This is a genomic window from Cryobacterium sp. AP27, assembly GCF_056680495.1.
In genome coordinates this window covers 103,428-129,698 of record NZ_CM155285.1, presented here as the reverse complement: position 1 = coordinate 129,698, position 26,271 = coordinate 103,428, and the positions used below count along the sequence as shown (strand labels likewise).

Below are 26,271 nucleotides of genomic sequence, written 5' to 3'. Positions count from 1 at the left end.
GGATATTTTCAGGTTTTACCCCAATACGAGGGCTGAACGGCAAGTTGTCACCGTCGCGTTACCGAAGCGTGCTACTGAACCGCGCCGGAGATGCCGAAAATGGGCATGTAGAGTGCCACGACCATGCCGCCGATCACGACGCCCATGAAGGCGATCATGATCGGTTCGATCGCGGCCGTGAGTTGCTCGGTGGCGGCCTGAACCTCATCCTCGTAGAAGTCCGCGATTTTATTGAGCATCGTGTCGAGCGAACCGGCATCCTCGCCGACGGCAATCATCTGGGTGACCATCGGCGGAAACACGGGCTGGGCGAGGAGCGGGGCGGAGATCGACTGCCCCTTGCGCACGGAGTCGGCTACCTGCACGAGCGCGTTCTCGATGACCCAGTTTCCGCTCGTCTCCCCGACGATCTTGAGTGCCTGCAAGATGGGAACGCCCGCGCCGATCATGTTCGCGAAGTTGCGGCTGAACCGAGCGACGGCGATCTTCGTTAGCAGCGGGCCGAACACCGGGATCTTCAGCTTGATCGGGTCGATTCGCCTGCGTACGGCGTCGTCGTTCTTGTTCGCCTTCCACCAAATACTGACGGCCACGATCAGCACGACGGCGATCGGGCCCACCCAGACCATCGAGTGGGAGATGTCGACGAGAATCTGGGTCGCAACCGGAAGCTCGCTGCCGAGGCCCTGGAACATGTCCTCGAAGATGGGCACGATGAAGATCAGCATGATGACCACGGCGAGCAGGGCCATGATCAAGACCAGTACCGGGTAGGTCATCGCCGACTTGATGGTGGCGCGCAGCTTGACCTCCTTCTCGAAGTTGGCCGCGATCGATTCCAGCGCCCCCTCGAGAAAGCCGCCGGTCTCACCCGCCCGCACCATGTTGATCATGATCGGCGGGAAAGAGTCGACATGCTTGCCGAACGACTCGGAGACCGAGACTCCGGTTTCCACGTCGTCGCGCACCTGCTTCAAAATCTTGGTGAGCGGCTTGCTCTCGGTCTGCTCGGCCAGGATGTTGAGGGTGCGCAGCAGCGACAGCCCCGAGCCGATCATGGTCGCCATTTGCCGGCTCATGATCGCGAGGTCTTTGAGCCCGACGCCCTTGGTGAACCCGGGGATCGAAATCTCCCGGTTGAGCCCGGTGCCTTCGTCGGACTGCGTGATCGAGACCGGCGCGATTCCCATGGTTCCGAGGCGGGATGCGACCGCTCCTTCGCTCGCGGCGTCCAGTCTGCCCTTGACCCGCTTGCCGCTGGTGTCGCGGCCGACGTAGGCCCAGGCCTGTGCGGTGGCCATCAGCGTTCCGGGGTGGAGAAGTTGTCGCCGTAATCGATGCCACCGCTCATGCTGCGGGAGGCGGCATCCATCGAGGTGTCGACGCGCTTGATCAACTGGGCCAGACTCTCCGTGTCGCGGGCCTTGTCCATGGCGGATTGACGCGTGATCTGGCCGGCGTCGACCAGCTCGGCGAGGTGCTGATCCATGGTGTGCATGCCCTCGCCCCCGCCGGCCAGCATCATCGAGGAGATCTGGTGGGTCTTGCCCTCGCGAATCAGGTTGGCGATGGCCGGGGTCGTCACGAGAATCTCTGTCGCGACCACGCGCCCCTTGCCGTTGGCCTTCTTGACCAGCGTCTGGCAGACGACGCCGCGAAGCGTAGCGGCCAGCTGGGTGCGGATCTGGCCTTGCTGGTGCGGCGGGAACACGTCGATCATGCGGTCGATGGTCTGCGCGGCATCCTGCGTGTGCAGGGTGGCGAAGACGAGGTGGCCGGTCTCGGCGGCGGTCAGCGCCACCGAAATGGTCTCGAGGTCGCGAAGCTCACCGATCAGGATGATGTCGGGGTCCTGGCGCAGCACATGCTTGAGCGCCGCGGCAAAGCTGTGCGTGTCGTGGCCGACCTCGCGCTGGTTGACCAGAGACTTCTTGTGCTTGTGCAGAAACTCGATCGGATCCTCGACGGTCACGATGTGGTCGGACCGGGTGCTGTTGGCCAGGTCGACCATCGCCGCGAGGGTCGTCGACTTGCCGGAACCGGTGGGGCCCGTGACAAGCACGAGGCCGCGCGGCAGCAGCGAGAAACGACCGACGGAATCGGGCACGCCGAGGGCCTTGAGCGGCTTGATCCCCCGCGGGATCAGCCGGAAGGCGGCGCCGATCGAGTTGCGCTGGTGGTAGAAGTTCACCCGGAACCGGGCACCGACCGCGGTGTACGCGAAGTCGAGTTCACGTTCCTCGTCGAACCGCACCCGGTCGCCGATGGAGATGATGCTGTACAGGGCCGCGTTGACCTTCTCCTGCATCCAGACGTCGAGGCCCTCGATCGGCTGGAGTGCACCGTCCATCCGGATGGTCGGCGGCGCCCCCACGGTGATGTGCAGGTCGGACGCTTCAAGCTCGAGCACCAGGGTGAGCGCGTCGATCAGGTCGGGGTCGGCCTGACGGCCATCCGGGCCGATGTGGGGCGGGGCCGACGGGCGAACGGGCGAACGGGAACCGTTCGGTACCGTGTGCGGGGCCGCTCGCCGTCCGGGGACGATTTGCGGTGCGCCGGGCTGGTGCGGGCCACCGCCACCGAGTGCGGGCACGGCCAACGGCAGGGTCTGCTGCTCGCCGGTGTCGAGCCTCTCGGCATCCGCGAGCGCACCGTCATCATCGTTCTCGGCCGAGCGGCTGGGCTCGTCGACCGGTCTCGGGTCCCACCAGGAGACGTTCTCCCCCGGCTGGATCGCTGGAATCTCGTAAATCGGCTTGTCCATGCAGTTATCCCCTTCGGCATGCGCGAACGCTATGCGACGACTCGCAAAATCTCTTCAATCGAGGTCAGGCCCATTCGGACCTTCTCCCATCCGTCTTCACGCAGCGTGATCATTCCCTCTGCCCGGGCGGCCCGGCCGATATCGGCGCTGGACGCGCGGTCAACGGCGAGACGCTCGATACTCTCGGACACCGTCATCACCTCGTGCACCGCAATGCGGCCACGGTATCCGGTCTTCGAGCAGTTCTGGCAGCCGACCGGCTGGTACAACGTCGGCAGAGGCAGGAGAGGGTCGAAACCGAACTTCAGGCCGTCCAGGTGGTCGGCGGAGTAGTCACCGGGCGCCTTGCAGCGATCACACAGCCGGCGGGCGAGGCGCTGAGCGACGACGCAGTCGAGGGCGGAGCCCACGAGGAACGGTTCGATTCCCATCTCGGTCAGTCGGGTGATCGCGCTCGGGGCGTCGTTGGTGTGCAGGGTCGACAGCACGAGGTGTCCGGTCAGTGAGGCCTCGATGGCGATCTGCGCGGTCTCGTGGTCGCGGATCTCCCCCAGTAGCACGACATCCGGGTCGCTGCGCAGGATGGAGCGCAGCGCACTGGCGAAGGTGAGCCCGGCCTTCGGGTTCACCTGCACCTGGTTAATGTCCTTCATGCGGTACTCCACCGGGTCCTCGACCGTGATCACGTTGATCTCGGGCCGGGCGACGGAGTGCAGGGTCGTGTACAGCGTGGTCGACTTGCCCGAACCGGTGGGCCCGGTGACCAGGATCATCCCGTAGGGCTTCGAGTAGGACTTCTTGTACGCCTCGTAGTTGTAGTCGAGCAGGTTCAGGTCCTGCAGGCTCATGGTCGTGCTTGAGTTGTCGAGGATTCGCATGACGACCTTTTCGCCCCACACCGTGGGCAGGGTCGCCACGCGGAGGTCGATCTGGCGCCCGCCGTGGCTGACCGACATGCGGCCGTCCTGCGGTTTGCGCCGCTCCGCGATGTCGATGTCGCTCATGATCTTCAGCCGCGAGATCACACCGTTCTGGATGCTCTTCGGCGCGCGCTGCATCTCGTGCAGCACCCCGTCGATTCGGTAGCGCACCCGCAGGTTCTGCTCGCCGGGTTCGATGTGAATGTCCGAAGCCTTGTCCTGGATGGCCTGGCTGACGAGCAGGTTGACGAACCGCACGATCGGCGCGTCGTCGTCGGGCGAGTCGGATACTCCGAAGGAGTTGGCCTCGACCGGGGCGTGCTCCTCCTCCATAGTGGTGGTGAGGTTGCTGAGCTCGTCGTCCGCACGGTGGTAGCGGGCGATCGCGGCGAGCAGATCGCCGCGCTCGGAGACGACCGGGATGACCCGCATCTTCGCGGCCTCGCGAACATCGTCGACGGCAAAAACGTTGCCGGGGTCGACCATGGCGACGACCAGGCGTCCGGCCTCGATGGCGATCGGCAGCACCTGATGGCGGCGGGACAGCGCCGCGGAGACAAGCGAGACGGCGAGCCGGTCCACCGGGTATTCCAGCAGTTCAACGAACGGCAGCCCGGCCTGCTCGGCGCGGGCCTTGGCGAACTGGATTTCGGAGATGACTCCGGAATCCACCAGGGCGCGCACCGCGGTCTCGTCGGCCGGATCGCCGGCCAGGAGCTTGTCGAGGTGCTCGATCGGCAGCAGCCCGTGCAGAATCAGAATTTCGGTCAAGGTTGCCATGCCAGCCTCCACCGATCACGTTACGTAGCTGTGAGCCTATATCGGATGCCGACCCGCCACCACCTCAATGGCACCTATTCAGGGGATAGAGCGGCCGTAGGCCGTCTACGAACCGACGAGTTCACCGAAGTGCACGTCGGGAAGCGGGGTGGGACCGGGCTTGGAGAAAAGGAAACCCTGCCCGTATCGACAACCCATCCCGATCAACAGTTCTCGCTGCGCGGGTGTTTCTATCCCCTCCGCGACGACGTCGAGATGAAGGGAATCGCCGAGGCGGAGGATTCCCTCAACAATGGCCCGATCATGGTCCGAACGCTCCAGGTCCCGGATGAAGGTGAGGTCGATCTTGAGCAGGTCAACGGTGAATGACCGGAGGTGGGTGAAGGACGAATAGCCGGTGCCGAAGTCGTCGATGGCCAGTTTCACTCCGAGGCCGCGGAGCTCCTGGAAGGTGCGGGCCGCGGAGTCGAGTGCTTCGAGAACCGCGCTCTCGGTGAGTTCCAGCCACAGCTGGTCGGCGGGAAGCTCGGTCTCCGTGAGGAGGCGTTTGACGACCGAGCCGAAGTCGTCCTGCACGAACTGCCGCGGGGACACGTTCACGCTCACGGCCATGCGCCCGTCCAGGGACGCCGCCGCCCGGCAGGCCTGGCCGAGAACGGTGGTGCCGATTCCCTTGATCAGACCGACTTCCTCAGCGATCGCGATGAACTCCCCCGGAAAGACGAGGCCCTTGTTCGGGCGACGCCAGCGGGCGAGTGCCTCCGTAGCGACGACCGTCTGCTGCTGCAGATCCACGATCGGTTGGAACCACGTCTCGATCTCGCCGAGTCGCACCGCGTCGCGCAGGGCCAGCTCGGTGTCCAGCCTGTGTTCAATTCGACCACGCAGGTCGTCGTCGAACACCTCGTAGCGCGCCCGGCCCTTGTCCTTCGCCTGGTACATGGCCTGGTCCGCGTGCCGCAGGATGGATTCGGCATCGTCGTGACCGAGGCCGAACGCGATTCCGATGCTGGCGTCGACGGATGCGACCTGGTCACCGATCGGGATCGGCCGACCGATGGCCTGCTGCAGCGCGTCCGCGATTGTGTTCACGTCCTGGTTGCTGTGCACCCCCGGGCAGATCACGACAAATTCGTCGCCGCCGATGCGGGACACGGTGTCGGTGGACCGCGCATGCATGCGCAGCCGGATACCGACCTCCGTGAGTACCGCGTCCCCCGCATGGTGGCCCAGGCTGTCGTTGACGAACTTGAACCGGTCGAGGTCGATGAACAGCACGGCGACGCCCTGGCCGCTCCGCGAAGCCTGGAGCAGCGCCTGATTGAGCCGATCCAGCAGCAACAGACGGTTGGGCAGGTTGGTGAGGGGGTCATGGAAAGCCAGGTGCTCCACGCGCGCCTCCGCCAGCCGACGGGCGGTGATGTCCTCCAACTGGTACAGGAATCCCCCGGTGTGCTCGCCCTCGCTGATCTCCGCGATGCTGACCTTGACCCAGGTCTCGGTTCCGTCGTCGCTTCGCATCCGCCGGTCCATGCGCTGCCTCGTGGACGGTCCGTCCGTGGCGCTGGGCTGAGCGTCACGGCGGTCGACGACAGGCATGAAAATCTCGTCAATATGACCCGCCACGAGCCCGGTTGATCGCCCGGCGAGGTCAAAGAGCCGCTTGTTGGCTTCCAGCACCACGCCGTCGAGCGAAACGATCGCCGTGCCGAGCGGCGAAGAGGCAAAGGCCGCCTCGAAACGTGCCCGTGCAGCGGCGGCGGCTTCCTCGGCAGAGCGCAGCTCGGTGATGTCGGTCACGGTGCCCAGATGCCCGGTCACGGCAGAGGTGAACTGGTCGCGGATCGGCGCGGTGCTGACCTGCACCCAGTTGACCTTGCCCGTGGGGGTGAGGAAGCGCAGCGTGGTGACGTAGCCGATCCCGGCGCCAACGGCGACGCCCCACGCTCCGGACACCCGGTCGAGATCGTCGGGATGCATGGCCTTCGCCCATCCGTCTCCCAACGACTCACCGATGGTGAGGCCGCTCAGGGCCAGCCACTGGTCGTTGGCGGTGAGCAGCCCGCCGGCGGAGTCCAGCTGAACGATGCCGACGGGGGCGATCTTGATGAAGGTGTGCAGCTTGTCGGCTACCGCGCCGAGCTCGGTGGTGCGATCGTCGACGGCATACTCCAGGGTGCGATTGAGCACGGCCAGAGCGCCCATCGCCTGGTCGCGTTGACCGTCGAGTTCGCGCAATTTCACGGCGGCGAGCCAGGTCAGGGCGAGACCGAAGACCGTCACACTCGCGATCAGGATGGCGACGCCGAAGACGGCGTCGTACCAGTCCTGGCGCTGGCCCCAGAGCCGCATGCCGCCCAAAAGAAACGGGGCGATGAAGAGGAACGGCACGAACCGGCGCGTCATCTCGCCCGCGCTGCCGTGATCGCGCAGCAGCCCGATGAGTCCGACCCGGGGATGCTGCAGCAGCACGGCGACAGACAGGATGGCGATGCCCAGAGCGGTGTGCAAAGCGATGCTGGTGAACCCGGCCACCGTGTACAGGGACGAGACGCCATACCCGTACCCGAGCAGGGCAACGAGGCTGACCATGAGCGCGGCATAGGCAAGGATTTGCATCAGTGCGGTGCGCATCAGACGGCCCGCGACGGCGCCCGATCCGACCAGGACCATGGCCACCGCCGTGCTCGGCGCCATCCGTGGTTCCTGGCCGCCCAGGTCGATCCCCGGCACCCAGCCGGCGATGCCCAGGGTCGATCCCATCCCATAGCCGATGAGAGTCACGACCGAGAGGGCAACGGTGGCCAGGGCCAGAGTCAGGCCGACCCCCCGCGGGGTGAACGTGAGGGACAGTGCCAGCACGATCAGGGCGATCGCCGTTGTCGGCTTCATCGGGACCAGGCCCGGAACCACGCTCGTGAGTGCGGCGGTCTGGGTGTACCAGCCGAGCAGCACGAGCAGTCCGACGACAGCGACGAATATCGTTCCGATCCGCTGTGGTACCTGCATGGTGCTTCCCCCGGCTCACCTCTGCAGAACTGCAGACGTCCCGATGAGTTTACGCGGGCTGTGGGGCAGCACCACAACCAACGCGCGAGGCGATGCCCAGAGCACAAAAAAGGCCCCCACCGCATGGTGGGGGCCTTTCTCGTATCAGGTGTTAGTTGTACGTACCGGGAGTCAGGTCGTCCGACGAGAAACTGTCGAAGTCGACGAAGCTCAGGTCACCCTCGGTGAACGTGGCATCTTCGGTGAAGATGCGGTTCGGGTAACGCTCAGCCTTGGCTTCCTCGGTTGCCTCGACGGTGACGTCGCGGTAACGCGGGAGACCGGTTCCGGCCGGGATCAACTTACCGATGATCACGTTTTCCTTCAGGCCCATGAGGGGGTCGCTCTTGCCCTCCATGGCCGCCTGAGTGAGAACCCGGGTGGTCTCCTGGAACGACGCGGCCGACAGCCAGGACTCGGTGGCCAGGGATGCCTTGGTGATACCCATGACCTCCTGACGAGCCGAAGCCGTCTTGAGGCCCTCGGTGAGCGCGCTGCGGTTGAGGTCGTTGTACTTCAACCGGTCAACGAGCTCGCCCGGAAGCAGGCCGGTGTCGCCGTGCTCAACGACAGTCACCTTGCGAAGCATCTGACGAACGATGACCTCGATGTGCTTGTCGTGAATCGGCACACCCTGCGAACGGTAGACGTCCTGCACACCGCCCACGAGGTGCTTCTGCACCGCGCGAACACCCTTGACGCGAAGAACTTCCTTCGGGTCGACGGCGCCGATGATGATCTGCGTTCCGAGGTCAACGTGCTGGCCGTCCTCAACGAGGAGGGTCGAACGCTTGAGCACCGGGTAGGCAATCGCTTCATCGCCGTTGTCGGGCGTGAGGATGACCTTGCGGCCCTTGTCACTGTCCTCAATGGTGATGCGTCCCGCGGAGTCAACGATCGGCGACGCACCCTTGGGGGTGCGAGCCTCGAAGAGCTCCTGAACACGCGGCAGACCCTGGGTGATGTCGTCGGCGGATGCCGACCCACCCGTGTGGAAGGTACGCATGGTCAGCTGGGTACCGGGCTCACCGATGGACTGCGCGGCGATGATACCGACGGCCTCACCGATGTCGACGAGCTGGCCGGTGGCGAGCGAACGGCCGTAGCAGACCGCACACACACCGACGGACGACTCGCACGTGAGCACGGAGCGAACCTTGATGGTCTCGATGCCGGACGCGATGAGCTGTGCGATGAGCACGTCTCCCACGTCGGCGCCGGCCTCGGCCACAACCGCGCCGGCGGCGTCGACCGCGGGTGCGGCCAGGCTGCGAGCGTAAACCGCGTTCTCAACGTTCGGGTGAACGCCGAGCACGCCGGAGGAATCCCGCTCGCCGATCGGCAGTTCGAGGCCCTTGGTCGTTCCACAGTCGTCTTCGCGGATGATGACATCCTGCGAGACGTCCACGAGACGACGGGTGAGGTACCCCGAGTCGGCGGTACGAAGCGCCGTGTCGGCCAGACCCTTGCGAGCACCGTGAGTAGCAATGAAGTACTCGGCGACGGACAGGCCTTCGCGGTAGCTCGAGATGATCGGGCGAGGGATGATCTCACCCTTCGGGTTGTTCACGAGGCCTCGCATACCGGCGATGTTTCGCACCTGCAGCCAGTTACCACGAGCACCAGAGGTGACCATGCGGTTGATCGTGTTGTCCGACGGGATGTTGGACTGCATGGCCTTGGCGACGTCCTCGGTTGCCTTGGTCCAGATCTGAATCAGTTCCTGGCGACGCTCGAGGTCGGTCGTGAGACCCTTCTCGAACTGTGCCTGGACCTTTGCGGCCATCTTCTCGTAACCGCTGACGATCTCCTTCTTGTTCGGAGGCGTCAGGATGTCGCTGAGCGCAACGGTCACACCGGAGCGAGTAGCCCAGTAGAACCCGGCGTCCTTGATCCGGTCGAGCGTGGCGGCCACTTCGACCTTCACGTACCGCTCGGCCAGGTCGTTGACGATCGTCGACATGGTGACCTTGTCGGCCACCTGCTCGAAGTACGGGTAGTCAACCGGAAGCGCCTCGTTGAAGATGGCGCGGCCGAGGCTGGTGGTGACCAGCACGGTACCGACGGCCTGGCCGCCCACAAGCTCCACGCCTTCGGGCTGCGTGCCCTCGGCGAAGTACTTGTCGGCGAGACGGATGCGCACCTTGGCGTTCAGGTCGAGCGACTTCTGGTCGAAGGCAAGAATCGCCTCGGCGACGTTGGTGAAGGCACGGCCTTCGCCGATCACGCCTTCCTTCATCGTCGTGAGGTGGTGCAGTCCGATGATCATGTCCTGTGTGGGCAGGGTCACCGGACGACCGTCGGACGGCTTCAGGATGTTGTTCGAGGCGAGCATCAGGATGCGTGCCTCGGCCTGGGCCTCAACCGAGAGGGGAAGGTGAACAGCCATCTGGTCACCGTCGAAGTCGGCGTTGAACGCCGCACAGACGAGCGGGTGCAGCTGGATGGCCTTACCCTCAACGAGCTGAGGCTCGAAGGCCTGGATTCCCAGGCGGTGCAGGGTGGGCGCACGGTTGAGCAGAACCGGGCGCTCGCGGATGATCTCCTCGAGCACGTCCCAGACCTGGGGGCGTGAACGCTCAACCATGCGCTTGGCGGCCTTGATGTTCTGAGCGTGGCTCAGGTCGATCAGGCGCTTGATCACGAACGGCTTGAAGAGCTCCAGGGCCATCTGCTTGGGCAGACCGCACTGGTGCAGCTTCAGCTGCGGGCCGACGACGATGACCGAACGGCCGGAGTAGTCAACGCGCTTTCCGAGCAGGTTCTGACGGAAACGACCCTGCTTGCCCTTGAGCATGTCGCTCAGGGACTTGAGGGCACGGTTGCCGGTACCCGTGACCGGGCGACCACGACGACCGTTGTCGAACAGTGCGTCAACGGCCTCCTGCAGCATCCGCTTTTCGTTGTTCACGATGATCTCGGGGGCACCGAGGTCAAGCAGACGACGCAGGCGGTTGTTGCGGTTGATCACACGACGGTACAGGTCGTTGAGGTCGGACGTCGCGAAACGGCCACCGTCAAGCTGCACCATCGGGCGCAGTTCGGGCGGGATGACCGGTACGACGTCGAGCACCATCGCGGCCGGCGAGTTGCCGGTCATGATGAACGCGTTGACCACGCGCAGGCGCTTGATGGCGCGGATCTTCTTCTGACCCTTGCCTTCAGCGATCTGCAGGTGCAGGTTTTCGCTCTCGGTGACGAGGTCGAACGCCTCAAGGCGCTTCTTGATGGCCTCGGCGCCCATGAACGCCTCGAAGTACATGCCGAAGCGGTCCTGGAGCTCGTGGAAGACGGAGTCTTCGGGCTTCAGGTCGCCGACCTTGAGGGTGCGGAAGTCTTCCCACACGCGCTCAAGGTGCGCGATCTGCTCGTCCAGGGACTTGCGAACCTGGCTCATTTCCTTCTCGGCGGCGTCTTTCGCGCGCTTCTTCTGGTCGCTCTTGGCGCCCTCGGCCTCAAGTGCTGCGAGGTCGGTTTCGAGGCGCTGCAGGCGATCGGCGATGCGCGAGTCACGGCTGTTCTCAAGGGTCTTGAGCTCAAGACGCAGCTCGTTCTCGAGTCCGGGCATGTCCTGGTGACGGCCGTCTTCGTCGACCGAAATGACCATGTAGGCGGCGAAGTAGATGACCTTTTCGAGGTCCTTCGGAGCCATGTCGAGCAGGTAACCGAGGCGAGACGGCACACCCTTGAAGTACCAGATGTGGGTGACCGGGGCGGCGAGTTCGATGTGGCCCATGCGCTCACGGCGCACCGACGACTTCGTGACCTCTACGCCGCAGCGCTCACAAACGATGCCTTTGAAGCGCACGCGCTTGTACTTGCCGCACGAGCATTCCCAGTCCCGGGAAGGGCCGAAGATCTGTTCGCCGAACAGACCGTCCTTCTCGGGCTTGAGGGTGCGGTAGTTGATGGTTTCGGGCTTCTTGACCTCACCGTGCGACCAACGACGGATGTCGTCTGCCGTAGCCAGGCCAATGCGAAGCTCGTCAAATGTTGTTACGTCGAGCAATTTCTCTCCCTTGGAAAGTATTCGAGTCTCAGTGGCCGGGCTTAGATGTCGTCGATGGTCGACGACTCAAACCGGGTGGAAATGTTGATTCCGAGCTCCTCCGCTGCGCGGAAGACCTCGTCATCCGTGTCGCGCAGGCTGACGGCGGTACCGTCGGCCGAGAGGACCTCGACGTTCAGGCACAGCGACTGCATTTCCTTGATCAGAACCTTGAAGCTCTCGGGGATGCCGGGCTCCTGGATGTTCTCACCCTTGACGATGGCTTCGTACACCTTGACGCGGCCGAGGATATCGTCGCTCTTGATGGTCAGGAGCTCCTGCAGGGCGTAAGCGGCTCCGTATGCTTCGAGCGCCCACACCTCCATCTCACCGAAACGCTGTCCACCGAACTGCGCCTTACCACCCAGCGGCTGTTGCGTGATCATGGAGTACGGACCGGTCGAACGAGCGTGGATCTTGTCGTCGACGAGGTGGTGCAGCTTCAGGATGTACATGTAGCCGACAGAAACCGGGTCCGGGAACGGCTCGCCGGAGCGGCCGTCGAAGAGCACGGTCTTTCCCGAGGAGCCGATGAGGCGGTCGCCGTCGCGGGTCGGTGTCGTGGATTCGAGGAGACCCTCGATCTCGACCTCGAGCGCGCCGTCGAAGACCGGAGTGGCGACCTTCGTGCCCGGTGCAGCACTGTGAGCCTGCTCCGGAAGACGCTCGGCCCACTTGGGCTTGCCCTCGACCTGCCAGCCCTGCTTCGCGATCCACCCGAGGTGGGTCTCGAGAACCTGACCGAAGTTCATGCGTCCCGGGATACCCAGCGGGTTCAGGATGATGTCGACCGGTGTTCCGTCGGCGAGGAACGGCATGTCCTCGATCGGCAGAATACGGGAGATGACGCCCTTGTTACCGTGACGACCGGCGAGCTTGTCACCCTCGGTGATCTTTCGCTTCTGGGCGATGAAGACGACAACACGCTGGTTGACGCCGGAGCCGAGCTCGTCGTCGCCGTCCTGCGAGTCGAAGACCTTGACACCGATGATCGTGCCGCGCTCACCGTGGGGCACCTTGAGCGAGGTGTCGCGAACTTCGCGGCTCTTCTCGTTGAAGATGGCGCGGAGCAGGCGTTCCTCAGCGGAGAGCTCGGTCTCGCCCTTGGGCGTGACCTTGCCGACGAGGATGTCGCCGGGGCGAACCTCGGCTCCGATGCGGATGATGCCACGCTCGTCGAGATCGGCGAGGAAGTCAGGCGACACGTTGGGAAGGTCGCGAGTGATCTCTTCCTTGCCCAGCTTGGTGTCGCGGGCATCCACTTCGTACTCTTCGATGTGAATCGACGAGAGGGTGTCGTCCTTGACCAGGTTCTGGCTCAGGATGATCGCGTCCTCGAAGTTGTAGCCTTCCCACGGCATGAATGCCACGAGCAGGTTCTTTCCGAGTGCGACCTCGCCCTGGTCCGTTGCGGGACCGTCGGCGATGACTTCGCCGACCTCAATGCGCTCTCCGGCATTGACGATGACGCGGTGGTTGAAGCTCGTGCCCTGGTTGGAGCGTGAGAACTTGCGCAGGTAGTACGTCTGCGTTCCGCCCTCGTCAAGCTGGATGGTGACGAAGTCAGCAGACACTTCGCCGACCACACCGGCCTTCTCGGCGGTGAGCACGTCGCCGGCGTCGATGGCCGTGTAGCCCTCCATGCCGGTTCCGACGAGCGGGCTGTCGCTGAGGAGCAGCGGGACCGCCTGACGCTGCATGTTGGCGCCCATGAGCGCGCGGTTTGCATCGTCATGGTCGAGGAACGGGATGAGCGAGGTTCCGACCGACACCATCTGGCGCGGCGAAACGTCCATGTAGCCGATCTCTTCCGCGGGGAAGAGGTCAACCTCTCCACCCTTCTTACGGGCGAGAACGCGGTCTTCCGCGAAGTGCGAGTCCTTGGTCAACGGAGCGTTGGCCTGGGCGACGATGAAGTCGTCCTCTTCGCTGGCGGTGAGGTAGTCGATCGTCTCGGTGACCTTGTTGTTGGTCACGCGACGGTACGGCGTCTCAATGAAACCGAAGGCGTTGATCCGCGCGAACGAGGCGAGCGAACCGATCAGGCCGATGTTCGGGCCTTCCGGGGTTTCAATGGGGCACATGCGGCCGTAGTGCGAGGGGTGAACGTCTCGCACCTCGACGCCGGCACGGTCACGGGACAGACCACCCGGGCCCAGCGCGGACAGGCGACGCTTGTGCGTCAATCCGGCGAGCGGGTTGTTCTGGTCCATGAACTGAGACAGCTGCGACGTACCGAAGAACTCCTTGATCGCGGCGACGACGGGGCGCACGTTGATCAGGGTCTGCGGGGTGATCGCTTCGATGTCCTGCGTGGTCATGCGCTCGCGAACGACGCGCTCCATGCGGGACAGGCCGGTGCGCACCTGGTTCTGGACGAGCTCGCCAACGGCACGGATACGACGGTTACCGAAGTGGTCGATGTCGTCGATGTCGATGTTGATGTCGGCGGTCTTGCCGTCGCGCAGGCCGACAATCGTCGAACGGTTGTCGTGCAGCGACACGAGGTACTTGATGGTGGCCAGGATGTCCTGGAGCGTCAGTACCGAGTCGCTGAGCGGAGCCTCAAGGCCGAGCTTGCGGTTGATCTTGTAACGACCAACCTTGGCCAGGTCGTAACGCTTCGAGTTGAAGAAGAAGTTGTCCAGCAGAGCGCGGGCAGCCTCAGCGGCGACCTGCTCTCCCGGGCGCAACTTGCGGTAGATGTCCTTGAGGGCTTCTTCCTTCGTGAGGATGTTGTCCTTCTCGAGGGTGAGCTCGATGGACGGGAAGCCCTTGAACTCTTCGAGAATCTCTTCGCTCGAGAGGCCGAGGGCCTTGAGGAAGACAGTCACGGACTGCTTGCGCTTGCGGTCGATGCGCACGCCAACCTGGTCGCGCTTGTCGATCTCGAATTCGAGCCATGCACCACGGCTCGGAATGACGCGAGCGGAGTAGATGTCCTTATCGGAGGTCTTCTCCTGCTGGCGGTCGAAGTACACGCCGGGCGAACGCACCAGCTGCGACACGACGACACGCTCGGTGCCGTTGATCACAAAGGTGCCCTTGGGCGTCATCAGCGGGAAGTCACCCATGAACACGGTCTGAGTCTTGATCTCACCGGTGAGGTGGTTCATGAACTCGGCGTTCACGTAGAGGGGTGCGGAGTAGGTCTTACCCTTCTCCTTGCACTCGTCTACGGTGTACTTCTCCGGCTCGAGCTCCGGGTTGGTGAAGGAGAGCTGCATCGTTTCGCCGAGGTCTTCGATGGGAGAGATCTCTTCAAAGATCTCATCGAGCCCGGTGCGATTCGGCAGATCCTGGCGTCCGGCCTTCTGGGCCTCGGCGACGCGAGCCTTCCAGATGTCGTTGCCGACGAGCCAGTCAAAGCTCTCGGTCTGCAAAGCAAGCAGATCCGGAACAGTGAGGTGGTCGCTAATCTTCGCGAACGAAAGACGCTCAGCTGAGCGGCCGTTCTTGGGTGAGTTGGTGGTTGCGTTGCGCGCAGCAGCCAAGGAAATAACCTCCGTGGACCCCGTCAGGTCTAGTTACTGTTATTGGTGAAGAACTCCACAGACCCTGAACGAATGAATTCTTCGCACGGAATGTGCCGCAAGGTGGCTTGAGCACGCAAAGCCGACCGCAATATGAAGGCAGAGTTTGTCTGGGAGCGCAAGGATCAACTATACGTGCCCCCTTGCGGGATGTCCACTCATTTGTTGACCTTTTCTGGATTCTCGGGTATAACCCAGTTTTCGACGCGGGCTCGGAGGGCGCAGACTGGAGCCATGAGTAGCGAGAGTAATGAGTAGGGGCGAGCCGGAGCATCCCTCGGCCGTCTTGAAGTTGAGCGGCCACCTGGCCGTGATCGAACCCGACCGGTTCACCCCCGGCAGTTTTCAGTTGGTCGTGGATGGCACGCCCCAGTCCCACGTGAACCTCGAGCACCCCGACGAGTTGTTCTTCGAATACATCCAGCGGATCGGGCATGTGATCGACCTGCTCGGCGACCCGCACGAGCCGATCACGGCCGTGCACCTCGGCGCGGGGGCGCTCACCCTCCCCCGCTACGTGGAGGCGACCCGGCCGGGGTCACGCCAGCAGGTGGTGGAGATCGAAAGTGATCTGATCGACCTCGTGCGCGCCGAGCTGCCCTGGGACAAGCGGGCGCAGCTGCGCGTGCGGCACGGCGATGCCCGCGAGGTGCTCGGCAAACTCCCGTCGGGCCTGCACGGCACGGTGGACCTCGTGGTCATTGACATCTTCTCCGGTGCGCGCACGCCCAAGCACGTGACGAGCAGGGAGTTCTTCGCCCTCACCGCTCCCTTGTTGTCGCAGCGCGGTGTGGTGGCCGTGAACGTGGCCGACGGGCCGGGGCTCGCGTTCGCTCGCGGGCAGGCGGCGACGCTCTCCGCGGTGTATGAGCATGTGATCGGTTTCGCGGAGACGCAGGTGCTCAAGGGGCGCCGCTTCGGCAACATCGTGTTCATCGCGGCGCACACACCCATCGACCTCTCCTGGGTTCAGCGACTGCTCGCCGGCGGTCCGCACCCGGCGAAGGTGATCCAGGGCGCGGAGCTCGCCGCCTTCATGGCTGGTTCGCTGGTGGCCACCGACGACACGTCCACGCAGTCCCCGCTGCCGGGTCGCACGGTCTTTCAGATCGGCAAATAGCCGGTGTGCGTGCGGTGGGCGGCGAGCAGCTCTCGGGTGAATGGATGCTGCGGCGCCGAGAACAGCGCAGCGGCCGCGCCCTGCTCCACGACCGCACCGTCCTTCATCACGAGTATCTCGTGACTGAGCGCCCGCACCACGGCGAGGTCGTGTGAGATGAAGACCATCGCGAGCCCCCGGGACGCCTGCAGCGAGGCCAGCAGCTCGAGGACCTGGGACTGAACCTGCGCGTCGAGCGCCGAGACCGGCTCGTCGCAGACGAGGATGCTCGGCTCGCGGGCCAGCGCCCTGGCAATCGCCACCCGCTGCCGCTGCCCGCCGGACAGCTGATGCGCCCGACGCGGGAGCAGGGCGTCGCTGAGTGCGACCTGCTCGAGCAGGTCGATCGCGCGCGCCTTGCGTAACCGGGGCTTTGTACCGTCGAGAGCGATGGCCTCCGACATGATCTGCAGCACGGTGGCGCGGGGGTCGAAGACGCTCAGGGCGTCCTGGTGGATGATCTGGATCGCGCCGCGACGACCGCGCCGCTCCGACTCCGGTACCTCGCTCCAGGGCCGACCGTGGAGGCACACCGAGCCGCGGTTGGGCGAGAGAGCGCCCAGCAGCATCCGCGCCACTGTGCTCTTGCCGGAGCCCGATTCACCCACGATGCCCACGGTGCCGCCGGCGCGCAGCTCGAACGACACCCCGTTCACGGCCGTCAGCGGCCCATAGGACTTGCAGAGGTCGCGTGCGGCCAGCACCACCGGGCCCGCCGTCGGCGGCGCCGCCACCTCTCCCAGCGAGGCCGCCGCGAGCAGTTCGCGCGTGTACGGATGCTGCGGCGACGTAAACAGCTCCGCCGCGGCCTGCAGCTCCACGAAACGTCCGGTCTTCATCACGGCCACCTGGTCGGCAAGCGCACGGATGACGCCGAGGTCGTGGCTGACCAGCAACAGCGCGAGGCCCGAGTCCTTGAGCTCGCGCAGCAGGAGAATGATCTGTTCCTGCACGGTCGCATCGAGGGCGGTGGTCGGTTCGTCGGCGATCAGCACGCTGGGCGACCCCGCAAGGGCCGAGGCGATGAGCGCGCGCTGGCGCAGCCCGCCGGAGAGCTCGTGCGGGTATTGCCGGGCACGCGTGTGCGGTTCGGGCATGGCAACCTGCCCGAGCAGTCGGAGTACACGGCGGGAGCGTTCGGCGCGGCCGAGCTGTGGTTCGTGCACCTCGAGCGGTTCGGCCACCTCGGCGCCCACTCGGCGGAGCGGATCCAGGGAGACGAGGGCGTCCTGGCTCACGAGCCCCACTCGTGCGCCGCGCAGGCCGCGCCAGCCCCGCTCGTCGAGGGCACGGGCGTCCACGCCGGCCACCGTGAGCTCATCGGCCGTGACGCCGGGGCCGGCGATCCCGATCAGGCTGCGGGCGGTCAGCGTCTTGCCCGCGCCGGATTCCCCGACAATCCCGAGGCACTGCCCCGCTTCGATGCTGAACGATATCCCGTCGACCACGGCTGTCGTCGATCCCGGCGGCACCACTCGCAGGTTGCGCACGCTCACGACGCTCACCGCTGCCGTCCCGCCGAGCGGGCCCGCAGGTACCGACCGAGAACACTCGTGGACACCACGGTGGCGGTGATCACCAGCCCCGGGAACACGGCGATCCACCAGGCGGTGGCCAGAAAGTTGCGCCCCTCGGAGAGGATGAGACCCCACTCGGGCGTCGGGGGCCTCGGACCGAGGCCGAGAAAGCTCAGGCCGGCGGCGGCCGTGATGGCGGTGCCGATTCCCATGACGGCCATCGACAACAACGGTCCGAGCGTGTTCGGCACCACGTGACGAAGCACGGTGACGGCCCGGGAGACCCCGAGCGTGCGTGCGGCCTCCACGTACCCGGAGCGCGTCACCGAGAGCGTCTGCACCCGCGCTACGCGTGCGTAGGCAGGAATCACCGCGATGGCCACGGCCAGGAGCAGGCTCGCTTCCCCCGGCCCGATGATCGCGATCACGATCAGCGCGAGCAGGAACTCCGGAAACGCCATCACGATTTCGATCGCCCGGCTCAGCACGCCGTCGCCGACCCGACGCGTCAGTCCGGCGAGCGAGCCGATCACCAGCCCCGCCACGACGGCGATCATGGTGGCGCCGAAGCCGATGGCAAGCGAATACCGGGCGCCGTGAATCACGCGCGCGAACACGTCGCGGCCGGCCTGATCCGTGCCGAACGGATGCCCCGGGCCCGGTGCCAGCAAGGCCTCGCCGATGTTCGTGCGCAGCGGGTCGGCGGCGGTGAGGGCCCCGGGTGCGAGCGCGGACAGCACCAGGAGCACCAGGAAGCCGGCGGCGCCCCAGACGGCCGGGGCCGGCATCCGTTTCACGGTTAGTCGATGCGCTGCGGCGAGAATGCTCATGCGTAGGCCAGCTCGGCCCCGAGTCGGGGGTCGATGCGGTCTGCCAGCAGATCGACGAGCAGGTTGACCAGCGAGAACGAGGCGGCGGCGAGCACGATGATACCGAGCACCACGGGAACGTCGCGGTCGACGATGGCGCCGAGGGCCACCCGTCCGAGACCGGGTCGGGCGAAGACGGCTTCCACGAGCACCGAGCCGCCGAGCAGCGATCCCACGATGTAGCCGGTGAGCGTGATGCTGTTGGCCGCGGCGTGCCGGAGGGTGTGACGCAGCACGAGCCGGGTGTGGGTGGCGCCGCGCGCGCGCACCGTGTCGACGAAGGGCAGCGCAGCTGCGGCGTCGAGGCCCTGCCGCAGCACCTGGCTGAGGATTCCGGCCACCGGGATTGCGAGGGTCGCCGCGGGCAGCACCAGGGCGCCGAAACCGCCGGTGTTCACCACCGGGAACCAGCCGAGTCCGAAACCGAACACGCTGATCAGCACGAGGCCGATCCAGAAGGTGGGTGACGAGACGGCGACGAGTTCGAGCAGTCCGGCCACCGGCGCGGTCCGGCGGCCGCGTCCGAACAGCGCCGATCCGAACGCGAGCAGTACAGCGAACGCGATTGCGAGGGCCATCAGCTGCACGGTCGGCGCGAGCTGCTGGCCGATCACGTCGGCGACCGGCTGTTGCATGCGGTACGAGGTGCCGAGGTCACCCTGCAGCAGGCGTGACAGGTAGCGCACGTATTGCACGGGCAGCGGGTCGGCGAGGCCCCAGTCGGCACGGATTTGGTCGCGCACCTGCTGAGACACGTTTCCGAGCCCGACGAGCACGTTCACGGGGTCGCCGGGAATCAGCCGTAGCGAGAAGAAGCCCGCGGTGGCGGCGCCCCAGACCACCAGGAGCACCCCGCCTATCCGCCCCATGAGGCGGTGGCCCGGTCGGCCGGATCGGCGGGCGCGGCCGTCGCGGCGCCCGCTCACGGAGCGGTGGTGAGGGAGGACTCGTAGAACAGGGGCTGCCCGTACAGGTCGAAGTTCAGGTTCTTGATGGCCGTGCTGTACGCGGTGATGGCCGTCGGCACGGTGATCGGGACCATGGCCACATGGGTCGCATTCCACTGCTGCAACTGCTGGTAGAGGCCCTCGCGAACGGCCGGGTCACTCGTGGCGATGGCGTCGTCGAGGAGTTGGTCGACGACCGGGTCGGCGGTGGTTGAGCCGTTCTTGTAGCCGCCGCTGTGCAGGTGGGCGCGCAGCACGTCGGCGTCGACGCTCGGAAAGCTCCAGTCGGAGAGGTCGTAGTCACGCGCCTCGAATGCCTCGTAGTACTGGGCGATTTCGAGGTTGTCGCGCACGATTTCGAAGCCGAGCTCGCGCAGGTCGGACTGCACCACGTCGCCGAGGCTCGCGTTGGCGTCGGAGACGGGGGTGTAGGCGATCCACTGGGCGCTGAGCCGCACGCCGTCCTTCGTGCGGTAGCCCTCGGAATCGCGCCCGGTCCAGCCGGATGCGTCGAGCAGGGCGTTGGCCTGGTCGGGGTCGAACGCCCAGCTGCCTTCGAGGCTCGGGTCATAGGAGTTCGGCGTGGCCGGGGACAGGATGCTCCAGGCGCGGTCCGCCTGCCCCTGGTAGATGCTCTCCACGGCCGGACCGATGTCGACGCCGACGGCGAAAGCGCGGCGTACGTTCTCGTCGGCGAACACGCCGTGGGCCTCGTTGAGGAACAGGGTGTACGGCAGCCCGGGCATCGTCACGTTCTCGATCGTGAAGTCGTCGCCGATCTGCCCCACCGTGTTCGGGGTGATGTCACTCGCGATTTGCGCCTCGCCGCTCGTGAGCGCTCCGGTGCGCACCGCCGACTCGGGCAGGATGCGGAACTCGAGGGTCTCGATCGCGGGTGCGCCCTGGTGGGTGCTGCCCTCCGGCGCCCAGTCGTACTCGTCGTTCGCCGTGAAGACGATGCTCTGGTCCGGGGTGTACTCACTGAGCACATAGGGGCCGGTGCCTACCGAGATGCCCGGCCCACCGGCGGGTAGCTGCGCGGCGTTGTCGCGGAGAGTAGTCGGCGAGTAGAAGCCGAGCTTGGCGGTGCTGACGGCCTGCAGGAACGGCGCGTAGGGCTGACTGAAGTCCACGCGTACGGTGAACTCGTCCACGACAGTGGTTCCCGCGTAGAAGCCGCCGGTTTCGGCGTATCCGATCAGGCTCGCGGCATCCGCTGACGCCGTTTCGGGGGCGACGACGTGCTCGAAGTTGGCCTTGACCGCCTCCGCGTTGAAGGGTTCGCCGTCGTGGAACGTGACGTCGTCACGCAGGTCGAACGTGTAGTGCAGGCCGTCGTCGGAGACCTGCCATGACGTGGCGAGCCACGGCACGAACGAGCCGTCGGCCTTCTCATAGACCAGCGAGTCGAAGGAGTTGCGCATCACGAGGGCGGTGGCCTGGAACGCAGACGAGTGGATGTCCATCTTGCCGCCGCTGAGCGTGCCGCCGTTGATGGCGTAAGTGAGCGTGTTCGTGCCCGCGGTCGGTGCGGTGGCGGCGCATCCGGTGACGAGGGCTGCGACGGCGACGGTTGCGACGGTTGCGCGCAGCCAGGATGATGCGTGGGCGCGAACGCGCATAGACGAAGGTCTCTTTCTCAGCGGTGCGGTGACACGGGCACAGGTACTGACCCCGCCCCTCAACGGTACCCGTCGACTCCGCCCGTCCCCCCACTTCCGCACTTCCCCAAACCGGTCTTTCTCCCGACACGCCGCGTCCCCCGCCCACTTTGCCCGGCGTGTCTCACATTCACCGGTTTTAGCGCGGCACGGACGGGTGGGAGAGGAGACAGGTCGGGCATCCAAAACCGGTCGAGGGCAAAACGTTCGCCCGGTCGGTTCCGCGCACACCGGCGGATCTTACGGAATTCACGGCGCAGCGGAGTTAGGCTGAAGAGTCCAAATTTTCCCGCGACCGCATGGTCGCCGAAGTCAGGAACACACCCTGAGCATCATTACCGGTTACGACGCGATCACCCTGCGTGAAAAGGTCGACCTCACCGCCGCCACCGAGCGTCTCGACGAACTCGGCAACATGCGCAGCCTCTCGGCGCTCGACGAGAAGGTCAGCCTGCTGCGCCTGCTCGGGCGTCTCGACGAGGCCTGGGAGATTGCCAACGAGGCCTGGCGCCTGTCCCGCTTCACCGGCGACCGCGAGCAGGCCGTCTCCAGCCGCATCCGCCGCGCGCAGGTGATGCAGTACCAGGGCAAGCTCGACGAGGCCGCGACTGAACTCAACCACTGCATTCTCGACGCCGAAACGCATGAGTGGATCAGTGCGGCCGCCGAGGCCCGCCACAACCGCGGCAAGGTGCTCTTCGACATGGGCGAGCTCGAATCCGCCCTCTCCGAGTTCACCGCCGCGGTCTTCCTGCGCGAGAAGGACGGCGCAACCGCTGACGAGCTCGAGGCTTGCCTGATTGCGGTGGCCGTGGTCGAATCGTTTATCGCGGAGCGCGCGCCCCGCAGGTAAGGAGGGTCTCGGCCATGAGCATCCGTCTCCGCCTGGCCGGCGGACTCGCCCTGGCGGCCCTTCTGGCCCTCACCGCCTGCTCGTCCGACACCCGCGTCACTCCCCCGACGTCGACCCCCGGCTCCGACACGTCGACCCCACCCGTCTCAACCGTTCCGGTGCTGCCCACGGGCGAACCGGTCGCCATCGCGAGCGGGCTCGACGCACCCTGGTCGGTGTTGCGGCTGCCCGACGGCGGCGCGCTCATCAGCGAACGAGACACCACGCTCGTGCGCGAGCTGCTGGCCGACGGCACGCTGCGCGACGTCGGCTCGGTCACCGCAGCGCGCCCCGCCGGGGAGGGCGGCCTGTTGGGACTGGCCTTTCAGCCGGGCGACGAGTGGGTGTACGCCTACCTCACGACCGACGCCGACAACCGCATCGAACGGATGCCGCTGCTGGGCTCCCCCGGCAGTTTCGGGCTCGGCGCCGCCGAGCCCGTGCTCACCGGGCTGCCGAAAGCGTCGAACCACAACGGAGGGCGCATCGCCTTCGGTCCCGACGGGATGCTCTACGCCACCGTCGGCGACGCCGGCACCCCGGACCGCGCGCAGGACCTCGACTCGCTCGGCGGCAAGATTCTGCGCATGACCGCCACCGGCGCGGTCCCGGCCGACAATCCATTCGCCACGCTGGTGTATTCGTACGGCCACCGTAATCCCCAGGGCATCGCCTGGGACTCGCGTGGTCGGCTGTGGGCGAGCGAGTTCGGTCAGAACACCTGGGACGAACTCAACCTGATCGAGCCCGGCAACAACTACGGCTGGCCGGAAGTGGAGGGGCTCGGCGGCACCCCGGACTACGTGGATCCGGTGCAGCAGTGGCCCACCTCCGAGGCGAGCCCGAGCGGAATCGCGATCGTGAGCGACACCCTGTTCATGGCGAGCCTGCGCGGAGAGCGGCTGTGGAGCGTCGACGTCTCCTCCGGTGTTGACTCCACCACAGTCACCCCCGCCGCGTGGTTTGTGCACGACTATGGTCGCCTGCGCGACGTGGTGGCCGGCCCCGGGGGCACTCTGTGGTTCATGACCAACAACACGGATGGCCGGGGCCGACCCACCGCCGGCGACGACCGGCTGTTCGAAGTGCGCCTGGAGGGTGCGGCGAATGGCTGATCTCGACCGGGTGCGTCACTGGGCCCACGCGCTCATCACGCTGCACCTCGACCCCAGCTGGTCGTTTGCGTTCGACAACGCCAAGAAGCGCGCCGGACTCTGCAATTTCACGCAGAAGCGCATCACGGTGTCGCGGTACCTCGCCGCCCGGTACGACGACGACGACGTGCACCAGATCCTGCTGCACGAAGTGGCCCACGCCATGGCCGGCCCGCGCGCCGGGCACGGACCCAAATGGCGCATGGTCGCGCACAACCTCGGCTACGACGGCAAGCGCACTCACGACGGTGAGATCGCGGACGAACTCGCCTCCTGGGTGGGGTCCTGCCCGGCAGGTCACACGCATTTCCGGTATCGGAAACCCACAAGGGCCCTCGCCTGCGGACTGTGCGGGCGCGGATACCGCGTGGAGAACGTGATCACGTGGGCGCATCGGGAAATCTCGGCGGCAACGCGGCGACGGGCGGCGGCATCCGTCGGTCGTTGATTGTTGCGGTCAGGTAAACACCGCCGCCGGGGGTCTTGCCCCGCGGCGCTCATGCGAGTTGACTGATGCTGCGCAGCCCGCCTGCTGGAGAGGGACACCCCCATGACCGTCACGAGAATCAACACCGCATCCGTGCACCGCAACGTGGCCTTCGCGCAGGGAACCCTCGTGGACGCCGGCCGGCAACTCATGTTCATCGGCGGCCAGAACGGCGTCAACGCTCGCGGGGCGATCGTTGGCTCCGACACGCTCAGTCAGACCCGTCAGGCCCTGCGCAATCTTCTCGCGGTGCTCGCCGAGGTGGGAGCGACACAGGAGAACGTGGCCAAGCTCACGATGCACCTCACGGAGAGCGCCGACCTGAGTCAGGCATTCGCAGCCTCGGCAACAGAATGGGGCGACCATCCCACCGCCATCACCGTGCTGCGCGTGGCCGGGCTCGCCAATCCCGAGTTTTTGGTGGAGATCGACGCTGTCGCCGCGCTGTAGGGCCAGCGCGCAGTACAACTACGGGCTGAGCACAACTACAGGCTGAGCGCGGCCACATCGCGGCTGTTGTCGAGCCGCGCAGCGAGGCGCACCTCGGCGTCGCGACCGAGCGCCGCAAGCACCTGGCCGCTTTCCGAGGCGCTCACGAGGTGTCGCACGGCCTGTTTGAGCCCCACAAAGGCTGCGGATGCCGCGGCCGCCTCCGGTGAGCAGTGGTCGATGCCGAGTGAGATGAGGGCGTCGATCACGGCGCCGGAGGCGAGGAGATCCTCGACGGCGAAGCGCGCCGATCCGTCGCCGCGCAGGCCACCGGCCGCGATGACGGCCACCGAGAAGCGGTCGCCTTTTTCGGACTGACGGGCGAGCACCCACGCCGCGACGGCGACGCGATTGCCGAAACCGGCGGTGATGACCTGCGTGTCGTCGGGGCCGGGAACGACGGGGGCGGCGGCACCCGCCTCTGGCAACACATCGACGACGACGACCGCATCCACGAACGGGGCAAGCGCCTGAAACCCGGACTGGCCCCAGTCGAAGCGAACCTGATACTTGTGCTGTGCTGGCGCGTCGGTCATCCGTTCAGGTTATCGCGAGCGACTCAGAGACCGGGTCGCAGGGCAAGTCGCGGGGTCTCGACGGGCTCGACCAGCGAGATGGGGGCGACGCGAGGATCGGCGCGCGGTCGGCTACAGGGGGCGGTCAGCGGGCGTCGTAGCGCGCCAGGGCGTCGGCATCCGTTGCGTGGGTCATGGCGCGCCTCGCGTTGTCGAGGGCGATGACCGGGTCGGCCTCCGCCTCGGCGAGCGCCAGCTGCCGCTCCGCCTCGGACAGCCGCGTGCGAGCGGCCGCCTGCACGCGTCCGCGGTTCCCGTCGATGAAGTCCCGGGTGAGCGAAATCTGACCACGAGCCGTGAGAAGCGCCCCGGCGAGCGCGGTACGGGCGTTCTCCAGGCGCAGCTGACGGTTGCGCGCCTCGGAGCGCATCACGTCGAGCCCGTCCATGACCTCACGCAGACGGGCGAGGTCGGCTGCGGGATCACTGAGCCGACCCGGTTCCCCCAGCTGGGCGAGCACATGCGTGGCCTCCGCTATCACCCGGTTGAGGTTGGCGCTGGTGTCGGCCTCGTCGTGTGAATCGCGCAGCCCGCGCGCCTCGGTGAGCTCGATCACGGCCGCATCCGTCGCCCGCCCGAGGTTGGCAAAGCCGATGTGCAACTCGTCTTCGCCGCTCTCGATCGCATCCAGCAGCTGCGCGGCGGTGAACAGTCCGTGCTCTGCGGCGCTCATCTGCTCGCCAACCGGGTCGCCGGCGGTGAGCCGGTTCGCGGCGTTCTCGGCGGCCTGCCGGGCATCGTTGAGGGCGGTCTGTGCCCTCGCGACGTTGGTACTGATCGGGGCGAGGGCGTGCGTCGTGTAGCTCAGGGCGAGACGGTCGAGGCTTCGGGCGCCACTCTTCACGCGGTCGGCGGCTCGATCCAGCCGACGCACCAGCTGCTCCAGTGCCTGGGGTGCGGTACGTTCCACGCCGCGTTTCTTGTCGAAGTCGCGGGTCTGCGCCTCGAGGCGCTGCGTGGCCTCGTCGGCCAGGGCACGAATCTTCTCGTTCCAGCGGCGGACTTCGGGCGCGGTGTCCGGCACGACGTCATCGAGTTTCTGTTGCAGAGCGAACGCCTCGGTCAGCTGCCGCCGGGACAGGGCGAGGGCCGAGGCGAACTCACGCGTGGCGTTCTCGCCGAACTGGGCGATGGCGAAACCGAGCTCGTCCGTGGCGTCTTGCACGAGGTCATCCGCTCGCACGAGGCTGATCGACGCGGACCGCACAAGTTCCGCGGCAGCGGCACTTTCGAGGCGCAGGCGAGCACGGGTGCGACGACGGGCGAGGCCCACGAGAACGCCGATTCCGACGAACACGAATCCCAAGACCACGAGTGAGGGCAAGAGCGCGTCCATGCGCCGAGTCTAATGAACCGAGACTCGACGTACCGTGCGCGCCGCGGGGCCATGTCGTCCCCGGGGGCGGGGCCGGGCAGACGAACGTTGCC

Annotated in this window: 17 protein-coding genes; 5 read left to right on the top strand and 12 right to left on the bottom strand. The window is 66.1% G+C overall.

Features of this window, described 5'->3' with window-relative positions; genetic code table 11:
* Nucleotides 1-71: 71 nt before the first annotated feature.
* The 6 genes from AC1MB9_RS00595 to rpoB form a co-directional block, all read right to left on the bottom strand.
* Nucleotides 72-1,301, bottom strand: coding sequence for a type II secretion system F family protein (locus AC1MB9_RS00595; RefSeq protein WP_479963130.1), 1,230 nt, complete (start codon nt 1,299-1,301; stop codon nt 72-74).
* On the bottom strand, nt 1,301-2,764 hold the full coding sequence (locus tag AC1MB9_RS00590; RefSeq protein WP_479963129.1) for a type IV pilus twitching motility protein PilT: 1,464 nt from the start codon (nt 2,762-2,764) through the stop codon (nt 1,301-1,303). Before AC1MB9_RS00590 ends, AC1MB9_RS00595 begins: the two co-directional genes overlap by 1 nt.
* Nucleotides 2,765-2,793: 29 nt before the next feature.
* Nucleotides 2,794-4,464 (bottom strand): GspE/PulE family protein, encoded by a 1,671-nt coding sequence (locus tag AC1MB9_RS00585; protein ID WP_479963128.1) that lies wholly within the window; start codon nt 4,462-4,464, stop codon nt 2,794-2,796.
* Between the two features lie 105 nt (nt 4,465-4,569).
* Nucleotides 4,570-7,473, bottom strand: coding sequence for a putative bifunctional diguanylate cyclase/phosphodiesterase (locus AC1MB9_RS00580; RefSeq protein WP_479963127.1), 2,904 nt, complete (start codon nt 7,471-7,473; stop codon nt 4,570-4,572).
* 151 nt (nt 7,474-7,624) lie between these two features.
* Nucleotides 7,625-11,521, bottom strand: a complete 3,897-nt coding sequence (rpoC, locus tag AC1MB9_RS00575; RefSeq protein WP_479963126.1) for a DNA-directed RNA polymerase subunit beta' — start codon at nt 11,519-11,521, stop codon at nt 7,625-7,627.
* 41 nt (nt 11,522-11,562) lie between these two features.
* The gene (rpoB, locus tag AC1MB9_RS00570) at nt 11,563-15,054 is read right to left on the bottom strand and encodes a DNA-directed RNA polymerase subunit beta (protein WP_479963125.1); all 3,492 of its coding nucleotides are present in this window, start codon (nt 15,052-15,054) and stop codon (nt 11,563-11,565) included.
* A gap of 289 nt (nt 15,055-15,343) precedes the next feature.
* On the opposite strand from rpoB, the gene AC1MB9_RS00565 reads away from it, so the two are divergent.
* Nucleotides 15,344-16,213 carry a spermidine synthase gene (locus AC1MB9_RS00565; RefSeq protein ID WP_479963124.1) on the top strand — a complete coding sequence of 290 codons (870 nt, stop codon included), beginning with the start codon at nt 15,344-15,346 and terminating at the stop codon, nt 16,211-16,213.
* Here the strand turns inward: AC1MB9_RS00565 and AC1MB9_RS00560 are convergent.
* The 4 genes from AC1MB9_RS00560 to AC1MB9_RS00545 are packed head-to-tail and all read right to left on the bottom strand — an operon-like array spanning nt 16,198 to nt 21,207.
* Nucleotides 16,198-17,757 carry a dipeptide ABC transporter ATP-binding protein gene (locus AC1MB9_RS00560; RefSeq protein ID WP_479963123.1) on the bottom strand — a complete coding sequence of 520 codons (1,560 nt, stop codon included), beginning with the start codon at nt 17,755-17,757 and terminating at the stop codon, nt 16,198-16,200. The genes AC1MB9_RS00565 and AC1MB9_RS00560 overlap by 16 nt on opposite strands.
* Entirely contained in the window at nt 17,754-18,599 is an 846-nt protein-coding gene (locus AC1MB9_RS00555; protein ID WP_479963122.1) for an ABC transporter permease, read from the bottom strand. Before AC1MB9_RS00555 ends, AC1MB9_RS00560 begins: the two co-directional genes overlap by 4 nt.
* The gene (locus AC1MB9_RS00550; RefSeq protein ID WP_479963121.1) at nt 18,596-19,564 is read right to left on the bottom strand and encodes an ABC transporter permease; all 969 of its coding nucleotides are present in this window, start codon (nt 19,562-19,564) and stop codon (nt 18,596-18,598) included. The genes AC1MB9_RS00555 and AC1MB9_RS00550 overlap by 4 nt, the downstream gene beginning before the upstream one ends.
* Nucleotides 19,561-21,207 (bottom strand): ABC transporter substrate-binding protein, encoded by a 1,647-nt coding sequence (locus AC1MB9_RS00545; RefSeq protein ID WP_479963120.1) that lies wholly within the window; start codon nt 21,205-21,207, stop codon nt 19,561-19,563. Before AC1MB9_RS00545 ends, AC1MB9_RS00550 begins: the two co-directional genes overlap by 4 nt.
* A 454-nt stretch (nt 21,208-21,661) precedes the next feature.
* On the opposite strand from AC1MB9_RS00545, the gene AC1MB9_RS00540 reads away from it, so the two are divergent.
* The 4 genes from AC1MB9_RS00540 (at nt 21,662) to AC1MB9_RS00525 (ending at nt 24,229) form a co-directional block, all read left to right on the top strand.
* Nucleotides 21,662-22,099, top strand: a complete 438-nt coding sequence (locus AC1MB9_RS00540) for a hypothetical protein (RefSeq protein ID WP_479963119.1) — start codon at nt 21,662-21,664, stop codon at nt 22,097-22,099.
* 14 nt (nt 22,100-22,113) lie between these two features.
* Entirely contained in the window at nt 22,114-23,253 is a 1,140-nt protein-coding gene (locus tag AC1MB9_RS00535; protein WP_479963118.1) for a PQQ-dependent sugar dehydrogenase, read from the top strand.
* On the top strand, nt 23,246-23,740 hold the full coding sequence (locus AC1MB9_RS00530) for a SprT-like domain-containing protein (RefSeq protein WP_479963117.1): 495 nt from the start codon (nt 23,246-23,248) through the stop codon (nt 23,738-23,740). The genes AC1MB9_RS00535 and AC1MB9_RS00530 overlap by 8 nt, the downstream gene beginning before the upstream one ends.
* A gap of 102 nt (nt 23,741-23,842) precedes the next feature.
* The gene (locus tag AC1MB9_RS00525) at nt 23,843-24,229 is read left to right on the top strand and encodes a RidA family protein (protein WP_479963116.1); all 387 of its coding nucleotides are present in this window, start codon (nt 23,843-23,845) and stop codon (nt 24,227-24,229) included.
* Between the two features lie 35 nt (nt 24,230-24,264).
* Here AC1MB9_RS00525 and AC1MB9_RS00520 read toward each other — a convergent pair whose 3' ends face one another.
* Nucleotides 24,265-24,804, bottom strand: a complete 540-nt coding sequence (locus tag AC1MB9_RS00520) for a 2-phosphosulfolactate phosphatase (RefSeq protein ID WP_479963115.1) — start codon at nt 24,802-24,804, stop codon at nt 24,265-24,267.
* A 124-nt stretch (nt 24,805-24,928) separates the two neighbouring features.
* A complete protein-coding gene (locus AC1MB9_RS00515) occupies nt 24,929-26,179 on the bottom strand; it encodes a hypothetical protein (RefSeq protein ID WP_479963114.1) in 1,251 nt (416 codons plus the stop codon).
* Nucleotides 26,180-26,271 lie beyond the last annotated feature (92 nt).